This is a genomic window from Gordonia sesuvii (assembly GCF_036350415.1).
GTDB lineage: Bacteria > Actinomycetota > Actinomycetes > Mycobacteriales > Mycobacteriaceae > Gordonia > Gordonia sesuvii.
The window spans coordinates 1-24,765 of record NZ_JAZDUF010000013.1; the positions used below are offsets into that span (position 1 = coordinate 1).

Sequence of the window (24,765 nt, forward strand, 5' to 3'; positions counted from 1 at the left end):
GGACGGACGAACCTCTGGTGTGCCAGTTGTACCGCCAGGTGCACTGCTGGTTAGCTACGTTCGGAAGGGATAACCGCTGAAAGCATCTAAGCGGGAAGCCTGTTCCAAGATGAGGTTTCTCACCACCTTCGAGTGGTTAAGGCCCCCTACAGACCATGGGGTTGATAGGCCAGAACTGTACGCCCAGTAATGGGTTCAGGTGACTGGTACTAATCGGCCGAGGACTTACCAACAACACCCAACACCAAAAAAATATAGAGCTCTGCTCGCATCCACTATGCATCTTCTGAAACAACACACAACAAACAAACCCGTTGTGTGTGGGTTTCACAAAGTTTCGGCGGCCATAGCGGAGGGGAAACGCCCGGCTCCATTCCGAACCCGGAAGCTAAGCCCTCCAGCGCCAATGGTACTGCACCCTAACCAGTGTGGGAGAGTAGGACACCGCCGAACACAACTTGAGCAACGGCCCTGTATTCGAAGCTATTCGAGTACAGGGCCGTTGGCGTGTCTTCGTGAGTTCCTGCCGGCGTTTGGTCGGCGACTCGACCCGATGCGGCGATGCGTTCATCGACCGCCACCGCACATCAAGGCATAGATTGGCTGCTATGAGTGACCGCGACCGGTTCGAGCGACGAGATGGTGGCCCGCGCAGGGACGACTCGTCGCGTCGTACGAATACATCCCGCAGAGACGGTGAACCCCGTCGCGCCGGCGGTGCTCGACGCGACGGCCGACCAAATAGCAGCGCCCCGAGGGCGGGGCGTCCCCAACGACCGTCCCGCGGAACGGGTTCGGCAGGTCGTCCCGACGAGCCGCTGCTCCCCGACGACGTCGCCGCATCTGACCTCGATACCGAGGTCAGGCGGGATCTTCTGACGCTCGACAAGACCAATGCGGAGAATGTCGCTCGACACCTCGTCATGGTGACCCGACTGCTGGAAGACGATCCGGCAACAGCCCTCGAGCATGCCCGTGCGGCGCGTCGTCGCGCCGGCCGTGTCGGGCTCGTCCGCGAGACCCTGGGCATCGCCGCCTACAGCGCGGGTGAGTGGCAGGAGGCCGTGTCGGAACTGCGAGCCGCCCGGCGCATCACCGGCAACCCCGGATTGTTGCCGCTCATCGCGGACGCGGAACGCGGGCTCGGACGCCCCGAACGGGCAATCGAGATCGCACGCAGCGACGACGCACGCAAACTCGAGGGCGATGATGCCACCGAGATGCGGATCGTCGAGTCCGGTGCGCGGATCGACCTGGGCGAACCCGAGAAGGCGGTGGTGACACTGCAAACCGGCGATCTGTCGCCGGGGCGCAGCGGCACCCCGGTGGCGCGCCTGTACTACGCGTACGCCTCTGCTCTGCACGCAGCAGGGCGCGTGGACGACGCGGTCACGTGGTTCATGAACGCCGCAGCGGCCGACGTCGAGGATGTCACCGACGCTGAGCTGCGGCTCGTGGATCTCACCGACCCCGAGGCGGCGGAGACGGCCTCCCAGGCTGAGCGGCCAGAGCACGACTCACTCGGCGATGACGCGGCCGACAGTGTGGTCAGTGATGCCGTTCCTGATGCCGGTCCTGCTGATGTCATTGCCGCTGAGTCTGCCGCACCTGACACGGTCGTGGCAGCGCCGCCCGCCCCGGACGCGGCGGCGCCGACGACCCTGCCCGCAGAGGTGGCGGAGGCTGCTGAAGTCGGCACCGACTCCGGCGCATCAGTCGTCGTCGACCGGCCGGTGGAGACACTCGCCTCGCGCTATGACGCGCTGCTGCTCGACCTGGACGGGACGGTCTTCGCGGGCCATCGGGCGTTGCCCGGTGCTCTGGACACCCTCGAGAACATCGACACCGCACGGTACTTCGTCACCAACAACGCCAGTCGCCGTCCCGCCGACGTGGTCACCCATCTCACCGAGAGGGGTTTCACGGCGACCGCGGAGCAAGTGATCACCAGTGCCCAGTCGGCTGCCCGGTTGCTGGCGGAGCATCTCGATCCGGGATCGCGTGCGCTGGTCATCGGGACCGATGGGCTCGCGCAAGAAGTGCGCGAAGTCGGCATCGCGGTGACCCGTAGCGCCGACGATCGTCCCGCAGCGGTGATCCAGGGGCACTCACCGGAAACGGGCTGGGCCGAACTGTGTGAGGCCGCGTTGGCAATCGGTAACGGGGCCTTGTGGATCGCCTGCAACACCGACGCGACCCTGCCGTCCGAGCGGGGCAAGCTCGTCGGCAACGGGTCGATGGTGGCCGCGGTGGCCAATGCCACCGGCAAGGAGCCCCTCGTCGCGGGCAAGCCGGCGGCACCGTTGATGGCCGACGCGATCGCGCGCAGTCGTGCGTCGCGACCACTGGTGGTCGGCGACCGCCTGGACACCGACATCGAAGGTGCACACGCGGTCGGGCTGGACAGCGTGCTGGTGCTCACCGGTGTCAGCTCGGCGATGGACCTGCTCGTCGCTCCGCCCGAGCAACGTCCCACGTACGTCATCGGCGATCTGACCGGCTTGCACGCGGGGGCGAACGCCGTGCGCATCGGACCCCATGACGGCTGGGATGTCGAGCTGGACGGATCGGCCGCGACCATTCGGACCGACGGGCCGGCACGCCCGGAAACGGTGGTGCCCGCGCTGGCCGCGGCGGTCTGGGCAGCCGCCGACTCCGGTGCGCTCGACGACACGGACATCACTGTGACCAGCCCGAATCCCGACGTCGTGCGCGTTTTGGAGTCGGTCGGCATCATCCCGGTGCGCTAGCGTTGATGAGGTCATGAGCGAATCCGAGAATCCTGCGCCGACTGCCGCCTCGCAGTCCGGTACGACAACGGTCCCACCGCGTCCGGGGCCTCACATGATGCCCGGTGCGATCGGAACGTCCGGCACGCAGGACGCGGACGAACCGGGCAGCGACGTCGACCCCGCGTCCGTGACCAGGTCGGTGTCGGACCTGCTCGAGCAGGTGGACGATATCCGACAGACCACCGGGGGATCGTTCGACCTTGCGGCCTTGGGCCGCCAGACCGAACTGCTCGAACGTGCGCACGAGGTGCTGACGGCGGCTCTCGACGACGTCGACCCACGATGACGCGGGGCTGACCGTGGCCCCACGCGCGCGACTCGACGCCGAACTCGTCCGTCGCCACCTGGCGAGATCCCGCGAACATGCACGCGGCCTGATCGCCGACGGCCTCGTCAAGGTCAACGGTGTCGTCGCCGCCAAACCCGCCACCAACGTCGCTCGCGACACCCCGATCGTGGTGGCAGAGACCGTCGGCGAGGAGTGGGCGTCGCGCGGCGCGCACAAGCTGCTCGGCGCGTTGGACGCATTCGAGGCGTCGGGTCTCGCCGTGGACGGCAGGCGATGCCTGGATGCCGGAGCATCCACCGGCGGGTTCACCGACGTCCTCCTGCGCCGGGGGGCTGCGCAGGTGGTCGCGGTCGACGTCGGGTACGGCCAGCTGGTGTGGCGCTTGCAGAACGATCCGCGGGTGAGCATTCACGACCGCACCAATGTGCGGCACCTGCGAGCCGACGACATCGGCGGCCGGGTGGACCTCGTCGTCGCAGACCTGTCGTTCATCTCCCTCGGGCTGGTGCTGCCGGCGCTCGCCGGCGCGGTGCGACTCGGTGGTGACCTGATCCCGATGGTCAAGCCGCAATTCGAAGTGGGCAAGGACCGCGTCGGCTCGGGCGGTGTGGTGCGCGATCCGGCGCAGCGGGTCGATGCGGTCCTGGGAGTGGCGCGGACTGCGCGGCAACTCGGATTGTCGACGCTGGGCGCGATCGCCAGCCCCTTACCGGGACCGTCGGGCAACGTCGAGTACTTTCTGTGGCTGCGTCGGGACCACGCGGACCACCGCGGCGCCATTCCGGACCCGAACCGGCCCGGCACGGATCCCGGGGTGCCGGATAGGGTCGGAGATCGAGCAGATGAGGCGCCGGATGACGACGTCGTCGCCGGCGACTCCGGGGCATCCGACGACCCGGAATTGGTCGCGATGATCACACGGGCCGTCGAAGACGGGCCCCGCTGACAGACGAAGGGACCACAGTGGCCAATGACGAGGTCGCCGGTCCGGGGGAGCATCGGGAGTTCCTGGTGGTCGCTCATACCGGTCGAGAAGTCGTCACGCAGACGATGGACTCCATCGCGCGGTATTGCGCTGCGGCCGGTGTACGGCTCCGGGTGGTCGACTACGACACGAAAACCCGTGACACGGTTGCCACGGAGTCCGACGAGGGCCCGACCGGACGGGCGCGCCCGGTGAGCCATCCGGTCGACACCGAACATCTGCGCGATCTGGGTGCCGCCGTGCAGCTGGCCTCGCCCGAGCCGGCGTCGGCCGAGGGGTGCGAACTCGTCATCGTGCTCGGTGGTGACGGCACCTTCCTTCGCGCCGCCGAACTGGCCTATCCGGCGCAGGTCCCGCTCATCGGCATCAACCTCGGACACATCGGGTTCCTCGCCGAAGCGGAAGCCAATCGAGTCGACGCCGTCATGCAGCAGCTCATCGCCGGTGACTATCGGGTCGAGCCGCGAATGACCCTCGATGTGACGGTCATCGACCCCGCCCGGCCCGACAACCCCGTCGCACGTACCTGGGCATTGAACGAGATCGCCATCCTCAACGCCCAGAACAAGGGCGTCCTCGAGGTGGTCACCGAGGTCGACGGCCGGCCGGTGTCCGCGTTCGGGGCCGACGGCGTGCTGGTGTCGACGCCGACCGGTTCGACGGCGTACGCGTTCTCCGCGGGCGGACCGGTGATGTGGCCGGATCTCGAGGCCATCCTGGTGGTCCCGAGCAATGCCCACGCGTTGTTCGCGCGCCCGCTGGTGACCAGTCCGCTCTCACGTGTGGCGGTGGAGATCGACAAACGCGGCCGCGCCGCTGTGGCGTTGTGTGACGGGAGACGTCGGATCGATGTCTCGGCCGGTGCCCGGGTGGAGGTGGTCCGAAGTGACCGATCGGTGCTGTGGGTACGAATCGACGCTGAACCGTTCACCGACCGACTGGTGACCAAATTCGACCTACCGGTGACGGGCTGGCGGGGGAGGCAGACCTGACGATGTTGGAAGAACTGTCGATCGAGGGACTCGGCGTCATCGAGCGGGCGTCGGCACGATTCCATCCCGGATTCACCGCTCTCACCGGTGAGACGGGCGCGGGCAAGACCATGATCGTGACGAGCCTGCACCTGCTGTCCGGGGCGCGCGCCGACGCGTCCCGGGTCCGGTCCGGGGATACGAAAGCGACCGTCGAGGGCCGATTCCGGCTCGCACCTGCCGAGTCCGCCGCGGATCAACCGGTCACCGACCCCGTCGTCGGCGAGATCCTCGAGGCGTCGGGCGCCGAGGTCGACGAGGACGGCACCGTCATCGCGATCCGGTCGGTCGGTGCCGATGGGCGCTCCCGTGCTCATCTCGGCGGCCGATCGGTACCCGTCGGCGTGATGGGACGGCTCACCAATCACCTGCTCACCATCCACGGACAGAACGACCAGCTGCGGCTGATGAAGCCCGAGCACCAGCGGGCCGCGCTCGATGCGTTCGCCGGGTCGTCGGCGGCGACGGCGATCGAGGCCTACCGCGCGGCGCGCGACGAATGGATCGCCGTTCTCGACGACCTCGACGCCCGCCGCACCGACGAGCGGGAACTGGCCCAAGAGGCGGACCGGCTGCGGTTCGGAGTCGACGAGATCTCCGCGGTCGATCCACAACCCGGCGAGGACGAGGATCTGGCCGCGACCATCCGGCGTCTGACCGACCTGGAGAGCATCCGCACCGCAGGTTCGCAGTCCCATGAACTCGTCGCCGGCGACGAGGGATCGGTCATCGACGGTCTGGGACAGGTGCGCAGCATCCTCGAATCCAGCGGAGACGATTCGCTGCGCGCCCTGTTGCCGAGGGTCGGCGAGGCGCTGACGGTGATCACCGATGTCGGCGACGAACTGTCCGGATTCCTGGCCGATCTCCCGGCCGACGCCGAGGAACTCGACAAGATGCTGACGCGTCAGGCGGACCTGAAGGCCCTGGTACGCAAGTACGCTCCCGACATCGACGGTGTGATCGCCTGGCGGGACACCGCCCGTGCGCGACTCGCCGAGATCGACGACCCACAGCAGTCGATCGAAGAACTCGAAGCAGCCGCTGCTGCCGCCCGGGACAAGGTGACCGAAGCGGCATCCAAACTCCGGCGCCGACGTCGCACCGCCGCCAAGTCGATGGCGACCAAGGTGTCGAGCGAACTGGGCGGACTCGCGATGGGCGATGCGGCCCTGTCCGTGGATGTCGGTATCGAAGCCGCGGCGGACGACGACCGCCTCGCGATCGACCTCGACGGGGTGCGTGCGCACGCCGGGTCGTCGGGGGTCGATCGTGTCGAGTTCGCACTTCTCGCCCACAAGGGGGCCACGCCGCTGCCGATCGCCCGGTCGGCCTCCGGTGGTGAGCTGTCCCGACTCATGCTCGCGATGGAGGTCGTGCTCGCCGCGCCGACGAGTGGTTCGGTGATGGTGTTCGACGAGGTCGATGCTGGCGTGGGCGGTCGCGCCGCAGTCGAGATCGGCCGCCGCCTCGCGCGTCTCGCGCGCGCCCATCAGGTGATCGTGGTGACCCACCTACCCCAGGTCGCGGCTTTCGCCGACAACCACCTCGTGATCGGCAAGACGTCGGGCAGCGGCAAGAACCGTCCGCACAAGAGCACTGTCCGCACGCTCGATCGCGACGAGCGCGTCGCCGAACTCGCACGCATGCTCGCCGGCCTCGGTGATTCCGACACCGGTCGCGCCCACGCCGAGGAGTTGCTTGCCACCGCAGAAGCGGAGAGGGACCCGGCGTCTGACGGTTGACCCCAGCGACGGGTGACACGGGTGAGTGTGTTACTCGTGTGACAAAAGTTGCAGTTGTTGCGGCGCGCCTCCCGGAAATCTCCGGGTCCCGTGTCGATCATGGGCGTCATGAAGATGCCTGCTCTGCTCGCCCGCACGACCACCGAACTGCCTGGCGTCACCGGAATCGCCAGGATCGACAAGAACACTCGGCGATTGCTCGACCGGGTCGGGCCGGGCGACATCGCCATCCTCGACGAGATCGACCTCGACCGTGTCACCGCGGACGCGTTGGTGGCCGCCAACGTCGTGGCGGTCGTCAACGCGTCGCCGTCGATCTCGGGACGCTATCCCAACCTGGGGCCCGAGGTGCTGGTCGCCTCCGGGATCGCGTTGCTGGACAACGTCGGCGACGAGGTGTTCAAGCGGGTGAAAGACGGCGCGAAGCTGCGCATCGACAACGACCGGCTCTACGTCGGTGAACGACGCCTCGCGCTCGGCACCGAACTCGCCGAGCACGACATCGCCGACAAGATGATCGAGGCCAAAACCGGTCTCGTCGACCATCTGGAAGCGTTCTCCGGCAACACGATCGAGTTCATCCGCAGCGAGTCGCCGTTGCTGATCGACGGGGTCGGCGTACCGGACGTCGACGTGAACCTCGCCGGCCGGCACGTGGTCGTCGTCGCCGACGGACCCGATCGTGAAGCGGATCTGCGGGCACTGAAGCCGTTCATCAAGGAGTACTCACCGGTGATCGTCGGTGTCGGGGCGGGTGCCGACACCCTCATGAAGGCCGGGCACAAGCCGTCGCTCATCGTCGGCGACCCGGACGAGATGAAGACCGCGACCCTCAAATCAGGTGCGCAACTGGTGCTTCCGGCGGACACCGACGGTCACGCGCGCGGCCTGGCCCGGATTCAGGATCTGGGCATCGGTGCCACCACGTTCCCGGCGGCGGGCAGTGCCGCCGACCTCGCGTTGCTGCTCACCGACTACCACGGCGCCGACCTCATCGTCACGGTCGGCTACGGCGGAACGCTCGACGACTTCTTCGATCGCTCCCGCCGCGAGAGCAACCCGTCGACGTTCCTGACCCGCCTCAAGGTCGGTCCCAAGCTGGTCGACGCCAAGGCGGTCGCCACCCTCTACCGCAGCCGGGTGTCCGGTGCCGCCATCGCGTGCGTCATCCTGGCCGCCCTCATCGCGGTCATCGCGGCGGTCATGCTGTCCAACATGGGCCCCGAGGTCATCGACTGGTCGGTCGCGCAGTATCACCAGGCCGTCGACTGGGCCCAGGGAGTGTGGAACAGGTAACCGATGATCTCTCTCCGGCAACATGCGATCTCGCTCGTCGCGGTGTTCCTGGCGCTGGCGCTCGGGCTGTTCCTCGGGTCGGGTTTCGTCGGGGACCGGGTCAACTCGCTCACCGGCGCTTCACGCGACCGGATCGGTGACCTGGAGACCGAGCGGGATCAACTCAACGAGCAACTCAACGCCGCCAACAGTTTCGACGCGGCGATCGCACCGCGACTGATCACCGGAGCGCTGCGCGGCCAGTCCGTGCTGGTGGTGACATCGCCCAACGCCGCCGAGACCGATGTCGACGCGGTCAAGGAGTCGTTGTCGACGGCAGGGGCCCGGTTCGCCGGCCAGGTCGCACTGACCGACGACCTCGTCGCCGACGAGAACGCCGAGCAACTGCGCACCATCGTCGACCAGACGATCCCGGCCGGCACCACGTTGCGTGCCGAGCTGACCGATTCCGGCGGCCGTGCCGGCGATCTCCTCGGTGCGTTGCTGCTGAGCCCCGAGGGGCAGGCCTCGGCCGCCCCCGGCGACATCCGCCTCGGCCTCGAGGCCCTGCGCGAAGGCGGCTTCGTCGCCGCGGCGGACAACGCGGTCTCGGCTGCCGACCTGGTGGTGGTGGTCACCGGTGACTCCCTCGGTGACGATGCCGGTGCGCGTGGACAGCTGATGGCGCGACTCGCGGCGGCGATGGCCGCGCGTGCCCAGGGCGGCGTCCTCGTGGGTCGATCGGGCTCGGCGAGCGGGGGATCTCCCATCGCGGTGGTGCGGTCGGACCCCGCGCTGGGAAATGCGGTGTCGACGGTGGACAACGTCGATCAACAGACCGGCCTGATCACCACCGTGCTCACTCTCGCCGAGGAGGCCGAGGGCCAGACCGGCGCGTACGGGACGGGGGCGGGCGCACAGGCGATCACCGTCGGCGCCGGACCCGGTCCCGCCGCCTGATCGGTGAGACACACTTCTCGGCTGCGCGCCGGACCGCGTGCACAGCCGCGCGGTGTGGCGGCAGTCGATCGGCCGGGGAGGTGTTACCCTGGAGTCCCGTAGGTAATCAGGGTTTTCTGGCCTGGATCGGCCGACGGGAGACGGGTTTTGCGACCACTTCGCCACATGCACGATGGCACCAAACACATCTTCGTGACGGGCGGTGTCGCGTCGTCCCTGGGCAAGGGACTGACCGCATCGAGTCTCGGACAATTACTCACCGCTCGTGGCCTACGAGTCACGATGCAGAAGCTCGACCCGTATCTGAACGTGGACCCGGGCACGATGAATCCGTTCCAGCACGGCGAGGTCTTCGTCACCGAGGACGGTGCCGAAACCGACCTCGACGTCGGACACTATGAGCGGTTCCTGGACCGCAACCTCTCGCAGTCGGCGAATGTCACCACCGGACAGGTCTATTCGACGGTCATCGCCAAGGAGCGGCGCGGCGAGTACCTCGGTGAGACGGTGCAGGTGATCCCGCACATCACCGACGAACTGAAGGCCCGGGTGCTCGCGATGCGGGAGCCCGGTGAGGACGGCGAGGCCCCGGATGTGGTGATCACCGAGATCGGCGGCACCGTCGGCGACATCGAGTCGCAACCGTTCATCGAGGCGGCCCGACAGATCCGCCACGACGTCGGTCGCGACAACGTCTTCTTCCTGCACGTGTCGTTGGTCCCGTACCTCGCCCCATCCGGGGAACTCAAGACCAAACCCACCCAGCATTCGGTCGCCGCGCTGCGCAACGTCGGCATCCAGCCCGACGCCCTGATCCTGCGGTGCGACCGAGAGGTGCCGGAGGGTCTCAAGAAGAAGATCGCCCTGATGTGCGACGTCGAGATCGAGGGCGTGATCTCCACCCCGGACGCGCCGTCGATCTACGACATCCCGAAGGTTCTGCACCGCGAACAGCTCGACGCCTACGTGGTCCGCAAACTGGGGCTGCCGTTCCGCGACGTCGACTGGACCGAGTGGGGCGAACTGCTGCGCCGGGTGCACGACCCGCGTGAGACGGTGACGGTCGCGCTGGTCGGCAAGTACGTCGACCTTCCCGACGCCTATCTGTCGGTCACCGAGGCCATCCGGGCCGGCGGGTTCGCCTGGAAGGCGCGGACCGACATCAAATGGGTGCCGTCGGACGAATGCAGCACCCCGGAGGGTGCGCAGGCGGCACTCGGCGATGTACACGCCGTACTGATCCCCGGCGGCTTCGGTATCCGTGGCATCGAGGGCAAGGTCGGTGCGATCTCGTACGCGCGCAAGCGTGGGATCCCGCTGCTCGGCCTGTGCCTCGGCCTGCAATGTGTGGTGATCGAGGCGGCGCGATCGGCCGGTCTCGACGACGCGAGCTCCACCGAGTTCGACCCGGACACCCCGTATCCGGTGATCTCGACGATGGCCGATCAGGCGCAGGCGGTCGCCGGTGAGGCCGACCTCGGCGGCACGATGCGACTGGGGGCGTACCCGGCGAAACTGGAGGCCGGCAGCGTCGTCGCGAGGTCCTACGGCAGCACGGACGTCTCCGAGCGTCATCGGCACCGCTATGAGGTGAACAACGCCTACCGGGACAAGATCGCGTCGTCGGGCCTGGTGTTTTCCGGCACCTCCCCGGACGGGCATCTCGTCGAGTTCGTCGAGTACCCACGGTCGATCCATCCGTTCCTGGTCGCCACGCAGGCGCACCCCGAACTGAAGAGTCGCCCCACCCGACCGCATCCGCTGTTCCGGACGTTCATCGAGGCCGCGCTGAAGTACAAGGCCGAGGAACGGCTCCCGGTGGACATCGGCGACTACGACAGTCCGACCGAGGGCGGAGACGGCTCCCACGGTCACGACGGGGCGCACGGGGCCGACGACGTGGAAGCCGACGCTTGACCGGCGCGGTTCGCGGCGGTGACGGGCCGGGCAGCCACGACTTCGCGGTACAGGACACGCGGACGGTCTACGACGGAGCGATCATCACCCTGCGCATCGACGACGTCGCGATGCCCGGCGGTCGGGTTGCTGAGCGGGAGGTCGTGGAGCACTACGGTGCGGTAGCGGTCGTCGCCCGTGACGACGAGGGTCGGATCGCGATGGTGCGCCAGTACCGTCACCCACTCCGGAGACGTCTCCTGGAACTTCCCGCCGGGTTGCTCGACGCCGGACCCGACGAATCCGCCCTCGACGCCGCGCAGCGCGAACTCGCCGAGGAAGTCGATCTCGCCGCCGACGACTGGCATGTCCTGGTGGACCTCGCCCTGTCGCCAGGATTCACCGACGAGGCGTTGCGCCTGTACCTCGCCGAAGGACTCCACGTGCTCGACTCCGCCGAACGCCACGACGAGGAAGCCGACATGGCCGTCGAATGGGTGACCCTCGACGACGCCGTCGCCCGTGTCCTCGCCGGCGAGATCGTCAATGCGACGAGTGTCGCGGGCATCCTGGCCGTCGCCGCGTCGGACGCGCGCGACGGGGGCCTGCGGCCCGTCACGGCACCCTGGCCGGATGAGCCGACGGCGCTGCGTGCGCGGCGGCCGACACGGTGAGCAGTACCGCTGTGCCGACCGAGACCGTTGCCGACCAGGTCACCCGCTATCTCGACCACCTGACCGTCGAGCGCGGGGCGGCGACCAACACCGTGAACTCCTACCGTCGCGACCTGGGGAGATACGAACAGTATCTGGTCGCGCGGTCCATCGGGGGCCTCGACGAGGTCACCACCGACGACGTGCGGGAGTTCCTGGTCGAACTCCGACGCGGTGACTCCGATGCCGGTCTGGCCCCGCTGGCAGACAGCTCGATCGCGCGAACGTTGGTGTCGGTCAGGGGGTTTCACAAGTTCGCGGCCGCCGAGGGCGTCGTCGCCGCCGACGTCGCGCACGAGGTGCGGCCGCCGCGACCGGCCCGCCGCCTCCCCAAGTCGCTGCCGATCGACGAGGTCCTGGCGATCCTGGAGTCCGCCGGGACCGACGAGCATCCCCGAGGACTGCGGGACCGTGCGCTGCTCGAACTCCTCTACAGCTGTGGTGCCCGGATCACCGAGGCGATCTCCCTCGACATCGACGACTTCGACACCGACGCCCGGGCGGTCCGCCTCCGCGGCAAGGGCGGCAAGGAGCGTGTGGTCCCGGTGGGCGGGCCGGCGATCGCTGCGATCGAGGCCTACCTCGTGCGTGGTCGACCGGCTCTGGTCAGGCGGGCCGAGCCGGCGCTGTTCCTCAACGCCCGCGGCGGACGGTTGTCGCGGCAGAGCGCGTGGCAGGTGCTCGTCGACGCAGCGCGCCGTGCCGGGCTCGACAAGGCGGTGTCTCCGCACACCTTGCGGCACAGTTTCGCCACGCACCTTCTCGACGGTGGCGCCGACGTCCGGGTGGTGCAGGAGTTGCTCGGGCACGCGTCGGTGACCACCACGCAGGTCTACACGCTGGTCACCGTCAACACGATGCGTGAGGTGTACGCCACGGCCCACCCGCGCGCGCGGTGAACCCCGTCTGGCAGGAAGGCCTGTTCCACATCGGCGATGCGTCGCAGGATCCGGCAGGTCACCCACTACTCTGGGACCAGCAATTCACGAGCGGGACGAGCGAAGGGAGCGGCGGACACGTGAGCACCCCGGGGCCACCGCGGTCTGCCGACGAGCAATATCGGATACCGGTCGCGCAGTCCCACGACACGGACGACGACGATCACCACGAGAACGAGATCGGACCCACCGGTCGTCCCTACCGGGAGATTCCCGAACCCCGACCGCTCGACCGCCACGGCCCGGCCACCGTGGTCGCCGTGTGCAACCAGAAGGGCGGCGTGGGCAAGACGACGTCGACCATCAATCTGGGTGCTGCCCTCGCCGAGTACGGCCGCCGTGTCCTGCTCGTCGACCTCGACCCACAGGGCGCGTTGTCGGCCGGACTGGGTGTGCCGCATCACGATCTGGAACAGACTGTCTACAACCTGCTGGTACCGCCGCAGGCGGCCACCGACGAGGTGTTGATGCGGACCCGGATCGACGGACTCGATCTGCTGCCCAGCAACATCGACCTGTCGGCGGCCGAGATCCAGCTCGTCACCGAGGTGGGGCGTGAGCAGTCGCTGGCCCGGGCGCTGCATCCCGTGCTCGACCGGTACGACTTCGTGCTCATCGACTGCCAGCCGTCGCTGGGTCTGCTCACCGTGAACGCGCTGGCCTGTGCCGACACCGTGGTCATCCCCATGGAGTGCGAGTACTTCAGTCTGCGCGGACTCGCGTTGCTGACCGACACCGTCGACAAGGTTCGTGACCGGCTCAACCCGAGACTGACCCTCGGCGGCATCCTCGTCACCATGTTCGATGCGCGCACCCTGCATTCTCGTGAGGTGATGGCGCGGGTCGTCGAGGTGTTCGGCGACGCCGTGTACGACACCGTCATCAGTCGTACCGTGCGGTTCCCCGAGACCAGTGTGGCCGGTGAGCCGATCACGTCGTGGGCGCCGAAGTCCGCGGGCGCGAAGGCATATCGTGCGCTCGCGCGCGAGGTGATCGCTCGCGACGCCACGTCGGCATGACCGACGGTCCGGCCGGGGGCGCAGCGGTCGCGCCCACCACGGCTCACACCGAGACAGGTGAGGTGGAGCCGGACAAGCCGACCGGCTTTCAGGTGCGACTGCCGAACTTCGAGGGCCCGTTCGATCTGCTGCTCAACCTGATCAGCCAGCATCGACTCGACGTCACCGAGGTGGCGCTGCACGAGGTGACCGACGACTTCATCGCCTACACCCGTGATCTGGGTGCCGAGGTCGGACTCGAACAGACCACCGAGTTCCTCGTCGTCGCGGCCACGCTGCTCGACCTGAAGGCGGCCCGACTGCTGCCGTCGGGGGAAGTCGACGATCCCGAGGACCTGGCACTGCTGGAGGCGCGGGACCTGCTGTTCGCCCGGCTCCTCCAGTACCGCGCCTACAAGCAGGTGGCCGCCCTGTTCGGCGAGCTCGAAGCAGCTGCCCTGCAACGCTATCCGCGTGCGGTGTCGTTGGAGAAGCAGTTCGAGGACCTCCTTCCCGAGGTGACCCTCGGCGTCGACGCGGCAGGATTCGCGAGCGTTGCCGCAACCGCGATGACACCGCGGCCGGTGCCCACGGTCGGACTCGACCACCTGCACGACATGCACAGTGTGTCCGTGCCGGCGCAGGCCGAGCGCATTGCCGGCCTGCTCACCGCGCGGCCCGGCGTGTGGCTCTCGTTTCACGAGTTGACCCTCGGATGCGCCTCCGGGCTGGAAGTCGTCGGAAGTTTCCTGGGACTGTTGGAGTTGTACCGCGAGCGAGCGGTCGCATTCGAGCAGCCCGAGGCGCTCGGTGACCTAAGGGTTACCTGGACCGGTGACCGCACGGTGGACGACCTGGACATGAACAAGGCGGAGGACTACGGATGAGCGATCAGGCCGATTCCGCGACGGACACTGCGCCCGAAGCCACGATGTTCGACGTCGAGCCCGAGCCGACACTCGACGACCGACACCTGCGTTCGGCCCTCGAAGCGGTACTGCTGGTCGTCGACACGCCGGTGACCGTCGACGAACTCGCCTCGGCCGTGGGCGAGGACTCCGCGCGAGTACGGGCCATGGTCAGTCGCATGTCCGAGGAGCTCACCGCCGCCGAAAGCGGGATGGACCTGCGATATGCCGGCGACGGGTGGCGCTACTACACCCGCGCCGACTACGCGCCCTACGTAGAGCGACTGCTGCTCGACGGGGCCCGGTCCAAGCTGACCAGGGCGGCGCTGGAGACACTGGCCGTGATCGCCTACCGTCAGCCGGTCACACGGGCGAGGGTCAGTGCCATCCGCGGCGTCAACGTCGACGGGGTCATCCGCACCCTGGTCGCACGTGGGCTGATCAACGAGGTCGGGGCCGACCCGCAGACCAGCGCCATCACGTACGCCACGACCGAACTGTTCCTCGAACGGCTCGGCCTGGCATCCCTCGACGAACTGCCCGATCTGGCACCGCTGCTGCCGGATGTCGACCTCATCGACGACCTCGACGACGAGATCTCGTCTGATCCACGATTCGCCAAACTCGGCGGTCACCGGTCAGACTCGACAGGGAACGATTCATCCGGGTCGGACGCGGACGCGCCCGACTCCGGCACCGACGATCAGGAACGATGACATGGCATCCGCTGGCCGAGACGGCACACCGGGTCCGCGCCGCAAGAAGCAGGCACGGGCGCAGAGCACCGGCAAGAACACCCGCAAGACCGGAGACAAGGCGAACCCGAGGGTCGCCGGCACCTCGTCCAAGAAACCGCACCGCAAGGGCTCGTCGAAGCCCGACGTGTCGTCGGGCAAGGTGCGGCTGAACAACGCCAAGCCGGCACGCCACCAGCGGCCCGACGCTGACGCCGGATGGCGCGACGACGAGTCGGGTGCGACCTACGTCGCCGACGGCGTGCGTCTGCAGAAGGTGCTGGCCGCCGCGGGTGTCGCGTCCCGACGCGGAGCCGAGGAACTGATCGCCGCGGGACGGGTCGAGGTCGACGGCGAAATCGTCACCGAGCAGGGCCTGCGGATCGACCCCGACACCGCCATCATCCGCGTCGACGGAGCCCGTGTGGTGATCGACGAGGACAAGCAGTATCTGGCGCTCAACAAGCCCAAAGGATGGCAGTCCACGATGGCCGACGATCAGGGTCGCCCGTGTGTGGGTGACATCGTCGCCGAGCGGGTCATGGCCGGACAGCGCCTCTTCCACGTCGGACGACTCGACGCGGACACCGAGGGGCTGTTGCTGCTCACCAACGACGGCGAACTCGCCCACCGGTTGATGCACCCCTCCTATGAGGTCCCCAAGACTTACCTCGCCACCGTCCGTGGGGAAGTGCCGCGCTCGCTGGGCCGCACTCTGCGTGCCGGCATCGAACTCGAGGACGGCCCGGTCGTGGTCGACGGGTTCACCCCGGTCGAGGTCCACGAGGGCCAGTCGCTGGTCCGCATCGTCCTGCACGAGGGACGGAACCGGATCGTACGTCGCCTCATGGAAGAAGTCGGATTCCCGGTCACCGGACTGGTGCGCACCCACATCGGCACGGTCGCGCTCGGCGACCAGCGCCCGGGCAGTCTCCGCGTGCTCAACAAGAACGAGATCGGTGCGCTGTACAAGGCGGTGAACCTGTGACCACGCCGAACTCGAACGGTCCCCGGGTCATCGCGATCGACGGACCGGCCGGAACCGGGAAGTCGACCGTGTCGAAGATCCTCGCCGACCGCGTGGGCGCGCAGTTCCTCGATACCGGCGCGATGTACCGGGCGGCAACCCTCGCGGTACTGAATGCCGGTGTGCCACTGCAGGATGCCGCGTCGATCGGCACCGTCGTGGACGCGGCCGACATCCGACTCGACGTGGCCGAAACCGGGTCCAGGACCTACCTCGACGGCGTCGACGTCTCGGTGGCCATCCGCACCGACGCCGTCACCGATGCGGTGTCGGCGGTCTCCGCGGTACCCGAGGTCCGCAGCAAACTCGTCGCGGTACAACGTCGGGAGGCCGACGGGTCGTTCGTCGTGGTGGAGGGTCGCGACATCGGCACGGTCGTGTTCCCGGACGCCGATCTCAAGATCTTCCTCACCGCCACACCGGAGGCCCGAGCGGCCCGACGGCACCGGCAGAATCTGGCGGCCGGCCGCGACAGCGTCCTCGACGAGGTGCTGGCCGGGGTGAACCGCCGTGATCACCTCGACTCCACCCGGACGGTGTCACCGCTTCGCCCGGCCTCCGACGCGGTCCTCGTCGACACGAGCGACCTGACCCTCGACCAGGTGATCGACACCCTCGACGACCTGGTCCGCGATCGGATCGGAGTGCAGTCGTGAGCGAACACGGTTCAGCGGGAGAGGATCTCGCGCAGCCCGGCGACGGGACGTGGTCGGATGAGTCGGAGTGGGAGGTGTCCGGTGTCGACGTCGACGGCCTGCCGATCGATGCGACCCCGGTTCCCGTTGTCGCCATCGTCGGGCGCCCGAACGTCGGCAAGTCGACCCTGGTCAACCGTATTCTCGGCCGCCGGGAGGCGGTCGTCGAAGACATTCCCGGCGTGACCCGGGACCGGGTGTCCTATGCCGCGAGCTGGTCTGGGCGACGATTCACCGTCGTCGATACCGGTGGATGGGAGCCGGACGCCAAGGGGCTGCAGCAGGCGGTCGCCGCGCAGGCCGAGTTCGCGATGCAGTCCGCAGACGCCATCGTTCTGGTCGTCGACGCCACGGTCGGAGCGACGGCCACCGAGGAGGCCGTCGCCCGTGTGCTGCGCCGGTCCAAGACCCCCGTCGTGGTCGCCGCCAACAAGGTCGACAGCGAGCGGGCCGAGGCCGAGGTCGCGACACTGTGGTCGTTGGGACTCGGCGAACCCCATCCGGTGTCGGCGGCGCACGGCCGCGGCGCGGGTGATCTGCTCGACGTGATCCTCGACGTGCTGCCCGAAACCCCCCGCGAGGCACCGTCGCTCGGCGGCCCGCGACGCGTCGCACTCGTCGGGAAACCGAATGTCGGCAAGAGTTCGCTGTTGAACAAGCTCGCGGGATCACAGCGTTCCGTGGTCGACAATGTCGCCGGAACCACCGTGGACCCAGTCGACGAACTCGTCGAACTCGGCGGCAGCACATGGCAATTCGTGGACACCGCCGGTTTGCGCCGCAAGGTGCGAACGGCCAGCGGACACGAGTACTACGCCTCGCTGCGGACGCGCTCGGCGCTGGAGGCCGCGGAGGTGGCGATTCTGCTGATCGACGCCTCCGATCCGATCACCGAGCAGGATCTGCGGGTGCTGACGATGGTGATCGAGAGCGGCCGTGCGCTGGTCATCGCGTTCAACAAGTGGGACCTGGTGGACGAGGATCGTCGCTACCAGCTGGACAAGGAGATCGACCGCGAGTTGGCGCGGGTGCCATGGGCGCGCCGCGTCAACATCTCCGCCACGACCGGGCGGGCGGTGCAGAAACTGGTACCGGCACTCGACGGGGCCCTGGAGTCATGGGACAAGCGGATCCCCACCGGCCGGCTGAACAACTGGCTCAAAGAGGTCATCGCCGCGACACCACCGCCGCTTCGTGGCGGTCGACAGCCGCGGGTCATGTTCGCCACCCAGGCCGCAACCAGGCCGCCGACTTTCGTTCTCTTCACCACCGGATTCCTGGAAGCGGGCTACCGCCGGTTCCTGGAACGCCGCCTGCGTGAGGAGTTCGAATTCGACGGTTCGCCGGTGCGGATCAACGTGCGGGTGCGCGACAAACGGGAGCAACGCCGCAAACGCTGACCATGTGCGGCGCGAGTGGTTCGTCATGCGATACTGCCACTCGTGCTCATCATCGGAATCATCCTGTTCGGAATGCTGATCGGCGCGGGAGCGCAACTCGTCCTCGGCAAGGGCGCCAAGGGGATCGACTGGACTCTGGCAATCGTGGCTGGGCTCGTCGGCTCCTTCGTCGGTGGTCTGCTGATCAGCCTGCTCTCTGGCGACGGCCTGGAGTTCCGCGCGAGCGGCATCATCGGCTCGATCGTGGGTGCCATCCTGATCACCGCAGGCTGGATGTTCTACAAGGGTCGTTCGGCCGCCAACTGACCCTGGCCTGACCAGGCGATTGGATCGGAACACCCGTCGTCGGCTAATGTCATCAAGGCCTCGTTCGCGGGGCAACGGGCTGTGGCGCAGTTTGGTAGCGCACCTGACTGGGGGTCAGGTGGTCGCAGGTTCAAATCCTGTCAGCCCGACCGCAGGTCAGGGGCGGTTTCTGAAAACGGAAGCCGCCCCTTTGCCCTGCTCATGCGCCCATCGAACACGCCCATTGGGCTGCACGATGGGCTACCCGTTGAAAGTTGCTTGGTGGGGCGTCAGGTGGACTGTGGCCTTCGGCGTAGCGGTTTTCTTCCAGGACGATGGCGCAGCGCTTCCGGAGAAACCCCGTCGCCGGACTGAGGGCGGCTGACTGAGCCGTGCGGCCAGCATTGCCACCGCGTTCTTCGCCTGCTCTGGCGTCGTGTGGCCCTACAGATCGCCGGTCACACTGATGGATCCGTGACCCACCAGATCGGCCACCGCCTTGATGTGTACGCTCGCCTCCAGCCATGCGGTCGCGGCACTGGGTCGCAGGGTGTGAGCGCCCACGTCTTCAAAGCCCGCCGCTGTCGCCGAGACTTCCACGACACGGAGCAGGTTCTGGGGGTCCACCATCGTGCCCAGTTGGGTGGTCAGCCCCATGTCCTGGTGACCGGCCCGCCCACCCGTAAACGACCGTCTTCTTGCTCGCGCCAGCCAGCACTCGCGGGGTAGGTAACCTCCTCGCCATTGCAGCGCGTGATGAACGGGCGGCCCAGGTTTCAGTGGCGCATCTGGCCATAGTCGAATGCGATGTCGTCGTCCATAGTCCGAGTCTGGCATAGCGCACTGACAGCGCCTTTGATGATCCGAGAACTGTCAGTGGGCCATGCGACCCTCGTCACCATGAATACCAATGCTGAAGTGGATCACCTATCCGACTGGGAAGCCGGTGACTTCTGGCTCCACTTGCTTGGGGCAGCGCTGATTCCGGCGCTGGTCGCCTTGGGCGTTGCTCTCGTCGCGGCGCTGGTCGTCGGCATCGCTGACAACCTCGAATTGCCGGGGTGGCTTGAACTGGCGCTGGGCGCGGTAATCGCTGTTGCGACATTCATCGGGGTGGTGTGGGGATTGCTCTGGTACGGACAGTCGCTGTATACCGTGCTGCGGCACGCGACCAGTTGGAACCGATCGTTCTTCTGGGCGTTGGTGGTCGTGGTCGTGCTAATGGGAGTTGCCCTGTACATCGCGGACCGACTCGATGTATCGAACTGGCGGGTGGTTGCGGCGATCGGGGGTGTCGTCGGCGTACCGGCTTTGATCGCATGGATTGTGGACGCGCTTCACCGTGTCGCTGCGTGGGTTCCGATGGCGTTCGGGACGTTCATGGGACTTGTCCTGATCGGAATACTGCTCGTTGTCGCCCAAGCCCTCGAACCAAGTCGGCGCTAGTCGATCGAACACAGCGGCGACGTACGCCCATTCGTACGCCCACCCGCTGAAGTTCGGGGTTGCTCGGTGGGGTCGCGGATGAACGTTGACCTGCCTCGATGTACATACTCTCAATGTGGTTCCCCCGGAATCGTGGAGGACTCCTCTATGCGGCTTTGGGTTCGGTGCGTGCGGCGTTCTCGTAGTCGACCGGGCTCACCATCCCGATCGCGCTGTGGCGGCGTTGGTGATTGTAGAAGCCGTAGCACCAGTCCAACACCACTGCCTGTGCCTGCATGATAGTGTCGAACTCGTTGCGTGACAACACTTCCCACTCTAGCGATGAGAAGAACGCCTCTGCGGCGGCGTTGTCGAAACATGATCCGACACGCCCCATCGATTGCCGGATACCCATCCGCCGGCACAGCCTGGTGAACCTCTTCGCGGTATACGTCGACCCGCGATCGGTGTGGAAAATCAGCTTCTGCGCATCCTCATCACGCCATATCGCCTGCTTACCGCCCCGCGTGGCGACCGCCATCTCGATGGCCGCACCCGCCAACACCGCATCGGGGTGCCGGCTGGTGGCCGCACCGAGCAGCCGGCGGCTGTAGAGGTCGATGACCGTGGCCAGATACAGCTTGCCGACCGCGGTCGGAATCTCGGTGATGTCGCCGACCCACCGCTGATCAGGGCTCTGCGCGGTGAAATCACGACACAACAAATCGGGGAACTTGGGCGCGGTCTTGTCCTGCCGGGTCAGCCCGTTACGACGACGGATCCGCCGCGCCACCAGGCCTTGGCGACACATCGACTCGGCCACGGTCTTCTCCGACACCGTCCATCCGTCAGCACGTAGATCCGCATGCAGGCGTGGTGACCCATGCAGCCCGCGGGCCTTGTCGAAGGCTACTTTCACCGCTCGGTCGATGGTGTCTCGACGGTAGTCGCGCGTAGTGTGTAAACCCGTTGCCGCACCTGGCGATTGCGCTCGCTTGTGCCACTTGTAGAACCACGCCTGGCTGATCTCGAGCAGCCGACAGGTCACCGCGTGTGGCACCCGATAGATGGTCCTCTGGTCGGCGACGAAGCGTGCCACACTCACTTCGTCGCCTCCTTGACCCACAGGACCACCGATCGCTTGAGGACATCACGCTCCATCCGCAGCTCGGCGACCTCATCACGCAGCCGTTTGAGCTCTGCGGCGTCATCAGGGGTCATCTCGCCGCGGCCCTCACGCTCGGCGCGCGCCCGGTTGACCCAGTTACCCAGCGTGCCCTCGTTGATCCCCAGATCTCGGGCGACCTGGGCAATCGGCTTACCTGTCTCTTCGACGATCCGGACCGCCCCATCCCGGAACTCCCGGTCGTACTTCTTGCGCTTCTCTGGCATCGTGCTCCTCATTATCGATGCCTCTACGGTTCGGGGGGAACCTCACAATACCTGGGGTCAAGTGGTCGCAGGTTCAAATCCTGTCAGCCCGACTCTATGACCAGCACTTATGTGCTGGTCATTGTTGATGGGTGGATGAACCGAGACACGGCAGCAGAAGTCCATTGGGGCAGACCCGATGGAGCCGAGCGCGTTATCCCAGCCCATGGAACATCCCTCATGATCGATTGCGGACCTTCCCGCCCAGGCCCACTCGGGTCAGATCACCCGTCGAATAGTGTTGTCGGGGAATCTCGTTCACAGCATCGTTTGCGCGGGAAGCCCAATGAACGCGGTGGCACATGTGGTCCACCGCGGCCGGGTCAGGCTATTGCCATGGGTCGATGGTGGGGACTCCAGAGGCCTGGAACGGGGTGGTGTCGCGGGTGGCGACAGCGAACCCGGCGGCGGCTGCGTTGGCGGCGATCATGCCGTCGGCGGTAGCTATCGCGCTTCCGGCGGCGCGAGCGACGGACATCAGGCGGGCGTAGTGGGCGGTAGCGTCGAGATCGTAGGACAGGATGCGGCCGGCGAAGAGCGACAGTGTGTGCTCCAGTCGTTCGCTGAGTCCGTCGCGGCGGCGGCCGGTGGGTAGGACGGACAGGCCATATCGCAGTTCACCGACGGTCACCGTGGTCAGGTACAGGGTCTCGAGATTCTGCATGTCGAGCCAATCGAGAACCCGCTGCTCCGGGCGGCGACGCATGGGTTCGCTGACGACGTTGGTGTCGAGGATGATCACTCGCCGAACTCCATGGGTTCGTGATGCGTACGGTCGCGGTTGTCCAGCTGGGCGTGCTCTTCCTCGGTGAAGGGTTCGGTCGCCCAAATCTCGGCCAGCTGCGTGCCGAGCTTGATTCGGCCGGGTGGTTGCACGGCGTCGGTGAGGATCGCCCGTATCTCGGCCTCGGTGCTACGGCCGTGTTCCGCGGCGCGGATACGGATCGCCCGGTGCACTTCGTCGCTGAGATTTCGGACCGTCACGTTCTTCATCGCTATCATCCTCCCTTGTTGATATCGATGCTAGCAACGGGCTCCGATTGATGTCACCGGCTGCCGGGTTCGATGGCGAGTCCGTGACCAAAGGGGATTTGCCAGAATGGGCAGATGATCAGATCAGATGATCTCCGCGACGCGTCCGGAGTTGCACCGTGACGGCGTCAACCCCGGGGAACTCCCGACCGTCCACGTGGCTGGAGATCATCGCGGCCGACCCCGGACATTCGCACCGCTACCGTGAACGCTTCCGTGACCTGGCGGCACGCGGCCAGGACATCGACGGTGAAGCCAGGCTGATCGACGCGATGGTCGACCGCGGAGCGCATGTCCTGGACGCGGGGTGTGGAGCGGGACGGCTTGGCGGGTTCCTTTCCGCTGCAGGGCATTCGGTCGTGGGTGTCGATATTGATCCTGTTCTGATCGAGGCTGCCGGATCCGATTACCCGGGTCCCACGTGGCTCGTCGGCGACCTGGCGGAACTCGACTTGCGTGGTGAGGGGATCGACGCCGCGTTCGACATGATCGTCAGTGCAGGCAATGTGGTCACCTTCCTCGATCCCGATGACCGGCGGACGGTTCTCGCGCGATTCACCGAGCACCTCGCTCCCGACGGGCGCGTGGTGGTCGGCTTCGGCGCAGGCCGAGGCTATCCGTTCGACGACTTCCTCGCCGATGCTGCCGCAGGGGGACTGGTGAGCGAGTTGCTGTTGTCGGCCTGGGATGTCCGGCCCTTCACGCCGGAGTCCGACTTCTTGGTCGCCGTGCTGCGACACTCTCCGCGCTGACTCGATGCCGTCCGTGGGGTAGCGCCGCCGCGGAATGGCGCGGGCCACGAAGACGTTGCTTAGCTACATGAGCGATCAACCAGAACTCAGCCCCGAGGGGTGGGTGCGTGACCAGACCGAGAAGATCCTGGAGCAAGGCACGACCGACGGCGTCCAGGTGATGGGCCGCCCGATCGTCCTGTTCACCACCACCGGGGCCAAGTCGGGCAAGAAGCGCTACGTGCCGTTGATGCGGGTCGAGGAGAACGGCAAGTACGCGATGGTCGCCTCCAAGGGCGGGGCACCCGGACACCCGTCGTGGTACTTCAACGTCAAGGCACATCCGCAGATCTCGGTGCAGGATGGCACGTCGGTCCGAGAACTGACCGCCCGTGAGCTCGAGGGCGAGGAGCGTGAGCACTGGTGGGACCTGTCGGTGGCCGCGTTCCCGCAGTACGCCGAGTACCAGACCAAGACCGATCGACAGATTCCGGTGTTCGTACTCGAGTGAACTGACGCCGGCGGCAGGCTGCGATGAATTCGTGGCGCTCGGGTGGTCTACAGGTCAGGATTTCCGACACCAGGAGATGAACCGATGACCACCACCGTCGACACCCGCTCGATCGCCGTCCCCGGCGCGACCATCACGTATGACGTCCATGCCGCCGGAGGCGACCGGACACCTCTCGTCATCTTCGGCTCGCCGATGGAAGCCGAGGCGTTCGGAACCCTCCGGGGCCACTTCACCGACCGTACGGTCGTCACGTACGACCCACGCGGAGCGGGCCGCAGCGCGGTCGACGACCCGACCATCGAGATCGACCCCGGGATACATGCCGCCGACCTACAGGCGGTGCTCGCCGCGAGCGATGTCGGGCAGGTTGACGTCTTCGCGACCAGCGGGGGAGCGGTGAATGCCCTTGCCTGGCTTGCCGCGTGCCGGCCCGACGTGCGTGTCTTGGTCGCGCACGAGCCGCCGGCCTCGCAGTTCGTCGAGGACCGCGAGGTCATCGACGCGGTGGTCGCCGACATCTACGACACCTACCAGAAGCTGGGTGAGGGTCACGCGATGGCGAAGTTCATCGCGCTTGTCTCCCAACAAGGACCGCTGCCCGACGACTACCTCTCCGGTCCGGCACCCGACCCGGCGATGTTCGGTATGTCCGGCGATGACGACGGCTCGCGCGCCAATCCGCTTCTGGGATTGAACATGCGGACTTGCACCCCGTTCCGTCACGACCTCGCGGCACTCGCAGCGTCAGAGACCCGAATCATGGTGGCCACCGGAGCGGGATCCGGCGAACAGTTCGCCGCTCGCGGGGCGCGGGCACTCGCCGCGGCCGGAGACTTCGAGCATGTGACCGTGCCGGGCGATCACGCCGGATTCCTCGGCGGCGAATACGGCCAGATGGGCGAACCCGAGGCGTTCGCCGAGGCGCTGCATCGCATTCTCGACCGCTGACCGTCGATGCGCG

At 67.1% G+C, this 24,765-nt stretch carries 26 protein-coding genes, 1 tRNA gene and 2 rRNA genes; 24 read left to right on the plus strand and 5 right to left on the minus strand.

Translation table 11 applies throughout. The features are described 5' to 3' along the window. The 20 genes from VZC37_RS24350 to VZC37_RS24445 all read left to right on the plus strand — a co-directional run. Nucleotides 1-233 (plus strand): 23S ribosomal RNA (locus VZC37_RS24350); the annotation flags it as partial. 103 nt (nt 234-336) lie between these two features. Next, a 5S ribosomal RNA gene (gene rrf, locus VZC37_RS24355) occupies nt 337-453 on the plus strand. Nucleotides 454-608: 155 nt separating this feature from the next. Next, a complete protein-coding gene (locus VZC37_RS24360) occupies nt 609-2,750 on the plus strand; it encodes an HAD-IIA family hydrolase (protein ID WP_431309491.1) in 2,142 nt (713 codons plus the stop codon). Nucleotides 2,751-2,763: 13 nt separating this feature from the next. Next, nucleotides 2,764-3,078: a hypothetical protein gene (locus VZC37_RS24365; protein WP_330437370.1), complete on the plus strand. Its 315-nt coding sequence runs from the start codon at nt 2,764-2,766 to the stop codon at nt 3,076-3,078. Between the two features lie 13 nt (nt 3,079-3,091). Next, nucleotides 3,092-4,027 (plus strand): TlyA family RNA methyltransferase, encoded by a 936-nt coding sequence (locus VZC37_RS24370; RefSeq protein ID WP_330437371.1) that lies wholly within the window; start codon nt 3,092-3,094, stop codon nt 4,025-4,027. Nucleotides 4,028-4,044: 17 nt separating this feature from the next. Next, the gene (locus tag VZC37_RS24375) at nt 4,045-5,058 is read left to right on the plus strand and encodes an NAD kinase (RefSeq protein WP_330437372.1); all 1,014 of its coding nucleotides are present in this window, start codon (nt 4,045-4,047) and stop codon (nt 5,056-5,058) included. 2 nt (nt 5,059-5,060) lie between these two features. Beyond that, nucleotides 5,061-6,842, plus strand: coding sequence for a DNA repair protein RecN (gene recN, locus VZC37_RS24380; RefSeq protein ID WP_330437373.1), 1,782 nt, complete (start codon nt 5,061-5,063; stop codon nt 6,840-6,842). A gap of 108 nt (nt 6,843-6,950) precedes the next feature. Further along, nucleotides 6,951-8,138, plus strand: a complete 1,188-nt coding sequence (steA, locus tag VZC37_RS24385; protein ID WP_330437374.1) for a putative cytokinetic ring protein SteA — start codon at nt 6,951-6,953, stop codon at nt 8,136-8,138. 3 nt (nt 8,139-8,141) lie between these two features. After that, a complete protein-coding gene (locus tag VZC37_RS24390) occupies nt 8,142-9,077 on the plus strand; it encodes a copper transporter (RefSeq protein WP_330437375.1) in 936 nt (311 codons plus the stop codon). Between the two features lie 165 nt (nt 9,078-9,242). Beyond that, nucleotides 9,243-10,994 (plus strand): CTP synthase, encoded by a 1,752-nt coding sequence (pyrG, locus tag VZC37_RS24395; RefSeq protein WP_330437376.1) that lies wholly within the window; start codon nt 9,243-9,245, stop codon nt 10,992-10,994. Further along, on the plus strand, nt 10,991-11,647 hold the full coding sequence (locus VZC37_RS24400; protein WP_330437377.1) for an NUDIX hydrolase: 657 nt from the start codon (nt 10,991-10,993) through the stop codon (nt 11,645-11,647). The genes pyrG and VZC37_RS24400 overlap by 4 nt, the downstream gene beginning before the upstream one ends. Nucleotides 11,648-11,658: 11 nt before the next feature. Next, complete coding sequence (xerD, locus tag VZC37_RS24405) at nt 11,659-12,585, plus strand: site-specific tyrosine recombinase XerD (protein WP_330437378.1); 927 nt, start codon at nt 11,659-11,661, stop codon at nt 12,583-12,585. A gap of 119 nt (nt 12,586-12,704) precedes the next feature. Continuing rightward, a complete protein-coding gene (locus VZC37_RS24410) occupies nt 12,705-13,643 on the plus strand; it encodes a ParA family protein (RefSeq protein ID WP_330437379.1) in 939 nt (312 codons plus the stop codon). Further along, the gene (locus VZC37_RS24415) at nt 13,640-14,509 is read left to right on the plus strand and encodes a segregation and condensation protein A (protein WP_330437380.1); all 870 of its coding nucleotides are present in this window, start codon (nt 13,640-13,642) and stop codon (nt 14,507-14,509) included. Before VZC37_RS24410 ends, VZC37_RS24415 begins: the two co-directional genes overlap by 4 nt. Continuing rightward, a complete protein-coding gene (scpB, locus tag VZC37_RS24420) occupies nt 14,506-15,246 on the plus strand; it encodes an SMC-Scp complex subunit ScpB (protein WP_431309492.1) in 741 nt (246 codons plus the stop codon). The genes VZC37_RS24415 and scpB overlap by 4 nt, the downstream gene beginning before the upstream one ends. Before the next feature lies 1 nt (nt 15,247). Beyond that, nucleotides 15,248-16,252: a pseudouridine synthase gene (locus tag VZC37_RS24425; RefSeq protein WP_330437381.1), complete on the plus strand. Its 1,005-nt coding sequence runs from the start codon at nt 15,248-15,250 to the stop codon at nt 16,250-16,252. Then, a complete protein-coding gene (gene cmk / locus VZC37_RS24430) occupies nt 16,249-16,947 on the plus strand; it encodes a (d)CMP kinase (RefSeq protein WP_330437382.1) in 699 nt (232 codons plus the stop codon). The genes VZC37_RS24425 and cmk overlap by 4 nt, the downstream gene beginning before the upstream one ends. Continuing rightward, a complete protein-coding gene (gene der / locus VZC37_RS24435; RefSeq protein ID WP_330437383.1) occupies nt 16,944-18,386 on the plus strand; it encodes a ribosome biogenesis GTPase Der in 1,443 nt (480 codons plus the stop codon). The genes cmk and der overlap by 4 nt, the downstream gene beginning before the upstream one ends. A gap of 42 nt (nt 18,387-18,428) precedes the next feature. Further along, complete coding sequence (locus VZC37_RS24440; RefSeq protein ID WP_330437384.1) at nt 18,429-18,692, plus strand: GlsB/YeaQ/YmgE family stress response membrane protein; 264 nt, start codon at nt 18,429-18,431, stop codon at nt 18,690-18,692. Between the two features lie 75 nt (nt 18,693-18,767). Then, nucleotides 18,768-18,841: transfer RNA gene (locus VZC37_RS24445), tRNA-Pro, on the plus strand. 274 nt (nt 18,842-19,115) lie between these two features. Here VZC37_RS24445 and VZC37_RS24450 read toward each other — a convergent pair. After that, nucleotides 19,116-19,328 (minus strand): tyrosine-type recombinase/integrase, encoded by a 213-nt coding sequence (locus tag VZC37_RS24450; protein WP_330437385.1) that lies wholly within the window; start codon nt 19,326-19,328, stop codon nt 19,116-19,118. Nucleotides 19,329-19,571: 243 nt separating this feature from the next. Here VZC37_RS24450 and VZC37_RS24455 point away from each other — a divergent pair, with 243 nt between their 5' ends. After that, nucleotides 19,572-20,117 (plus strand): hypothetical protein, encoded by a 546-nt coding sequence (locus tag VZC37_RS24455; RefSeq protein WP_330437386.1) that lies wholly within the window; start codon nt 19,572-19,574, stop codon nt 20,115-20,117. Nucleotides 20,118-20,262: 145 nt separating this feature from the next. Here VZC37_RS24455 and VZC37_RS24460 read toward each other — a convergent pair whose 3' ends face one another. The 4 genes from VZC37_RS24460 to VZC37_RS24475 form a co-directional block, all read right to left on the minus strand. Beyond that, complete coding sequence (locus VZC37_RS24460; RefSeq protein WP_330437387.1) at nt 20,263-21,201, minus strand: IS3 family transposase; 939 nt, start codon at nt 21,199-21,201, stop codon at nt 20,263-20,265. Continuing rightward, nucleotides 21,198-21,488 (minus strand): transposase, encoded by a 291-nt coding sequence (locus tag VZC37_RS24465; RefSeq protein WP_330437388.1) that lies wholly within the window; start codon nt 21,486-21,488, stop codon nt 21,198-21,200. Before VZC37_RS24465 ends, VZC37_RS24460 begins: the two co-directional genes overlap by 4 nt. A gap of 367 nt (nt 21,489-21,855) precedes the next feature. Further along, a complete protein-coding gene (locus VZC37_RS24470) occupies nt 21,856-22,269 on the minus strand; it encodes a type II toxin-antitoxin system VapC family toxin (protein ID WP_330437389.1) in 414 nt (137 codons plus the stop codon). Continuing rightward, nucleotides 22,266-22,520, minus strand: coding sequence for a FitA-like ribbon-helix-helix domain-containing protein (locus VZC37_RS24475; protein WP_330437390.1), 255 nt, complete (start codon nt 22,518-22,520; stop codon nt 22,266-22,268). The genes VZC37_RS24470 and VZC37_RS24475 overlap by 4 nt, the downstream gene beginning before the upstream one ends. Before the next feature lie 158 nt (nt 22,521-22,678). On the opposite strand from VZC37_RS24475, the gene VZC37_RS24480 reads away from it, so the two are divergent. The 3 genes from VZC37_RS24480 (at nt 22,679) to VZC37_RS24490 (ending at nt 24,752) form a co-directional block, all read left to right on the plus strand. Next, a complete protein-coding gene (locus VZC37_RS24480) occupies nt 22,679-23,311 on the plus strand; it encodes a class I SAM-dependent methyltransferase (RefSeq protein WP_330437391.1) in 633 nt (210 codons plus the stop codon). A 67-nt stretch (nt 23,312-23,378) separates the two neighbouring features. Further along, on the plus strand, nt 23,379-23,801 hold the full coding sequence (locus VZC37_RS24485) for a nitroreductase family deazaflavin-dependent oxidoreductase (RefSeq protein ID WP_330437392.1): 423 nt from the start codon (nt 23,379-23,381) through the stop codon (nt 23,799-23,801). Between the two features lie 84 nt (nt 23,802-23,885). Then, the gene (locus tag VZC37_RS24490) at nt 23,886-24,752 is read left to right on the plus strand and encodes an alpha/beta fold hydrolase (RefSeq protein WP_330437393.1); all 867 of its coding nucleotides are present in this window, start codon (nt 23,886-23,888) and stop codon (nt 24,750-24,752) included. Nucleotides 24,753-24,765: the final 13 nt, after the last annotated feature.

What these genes read in the sequence shown, in the direction of transcription:
- VZC37_RS24465 (WP_330437388.1), bottom strand. Translation starts at nt 21,488, where the DNA reads ATGCCAGAGAAGCGCAAGAAGTACGACCGGGAGTTCCGGGATGGGGCG.
- VZC37_RS24475 (WP_330437390.1), bottom strand. Translation starts at nt 22,520, where the DNA reads ATGAAGAACGTGACGGTCCGAAATCTCAGCGACGAAGTGCACCGGGCG.
- VZC37_RS24415 (WP_330437380.1), top strand. Translation starts at nt 13,640, where the DNA reads ATGACCGACGGTCCGGCCGGGGGCGCAGCGGTCGCGCCCACCACGGCT.
- VZC37_RS24365 (WP_330437370.1), top strand. Translation starts at nt 2,764, where the DNA reads ATGAGCGAATCCGAGAATCCTGCGCCGACTGCCGCCTCGCAGTCCGGT.
- steA (WP_330437374.1), top strand. Translation starts at nt 6,951, where the DNA reads ATGAAGATGCCTGCTCTGCTCGCCCGCACGACCACCGAACTGCCTGGC.
- pyrG (WP_330437376.1), top strand. Translation starts at nt 9,243, where the DNA reads ATGCACGATGGCACCAAACACATCTTCGTGACGGGCGGTGTCGCGTCG.
- VZC37_RS24490 (WP_330437393.1), top strand. Translation starts at nt 23,886, where the DNA reads ATGACCACCACCGTCGACACCCGCTCGATCGCCGTCCCCGGCGCGACC.
- VZC37_RS24390 (WP_330437375.1), top strand. Translation starts at nt 8,142, where the DNA reads ATGATCTCTCTCCGGCAACATGCGATCTCGCTCGTCGCGGTGTTCCTG.
- recN (WP_330437373.1), top strand. Translation starts at nt 5,061, where the DNA reads ATGTTGGAAGAACTGTCGATCGAGGGACTCGGCGTCATCGAGCGGGCG.
- VZC37_RS24485 (WP_330437392.1), top strand. Translation starts at nt 23,379, where the DNA reads ATGAGCGATCAACCAGAACTCAGCCCCGAGGGGTGGGTGCGTGACCAG.
- VZC37_RS24425 (WP_330437381.1), top strand. Translation starts at nt 15,248, where the DNA reads ATGGCATCCGCTGGCCGAGACGGCACACCGGGTCCGCGCCGCAAGAAG.
- VZC37_RS24455 (WP_330437386.1), top strand. Translation starts at nt 19,572, where the DNA reads ATGAATACCAATGCTGAAGTGGATCACCTATCCGACTGGGAAGCCGGT.
- VZC37_RS24360 (WP_431309491.1), top strand. Translation starts at nt 609, where the DNA reads ATGAGTGACCGCGACCGGTTCGAGCGACGAGATGGTGGCCCGCGCAGG.
- scpB (WP_431309492.1), top strand. Translation starts at nt 14,506, where the DNA reads ATGAGCGATCAGGCCGATTCCGCGACGGACACTGCGCCCGAAGCCACG.
- VZC37_RS24450 (WP_330437385.1), bottom strand. Translation starts at nt 19,328, where the DNA reads ATGGGGCTGACCACCCAACTGGGCACGATGGTGGACCCCCAGAACCTG.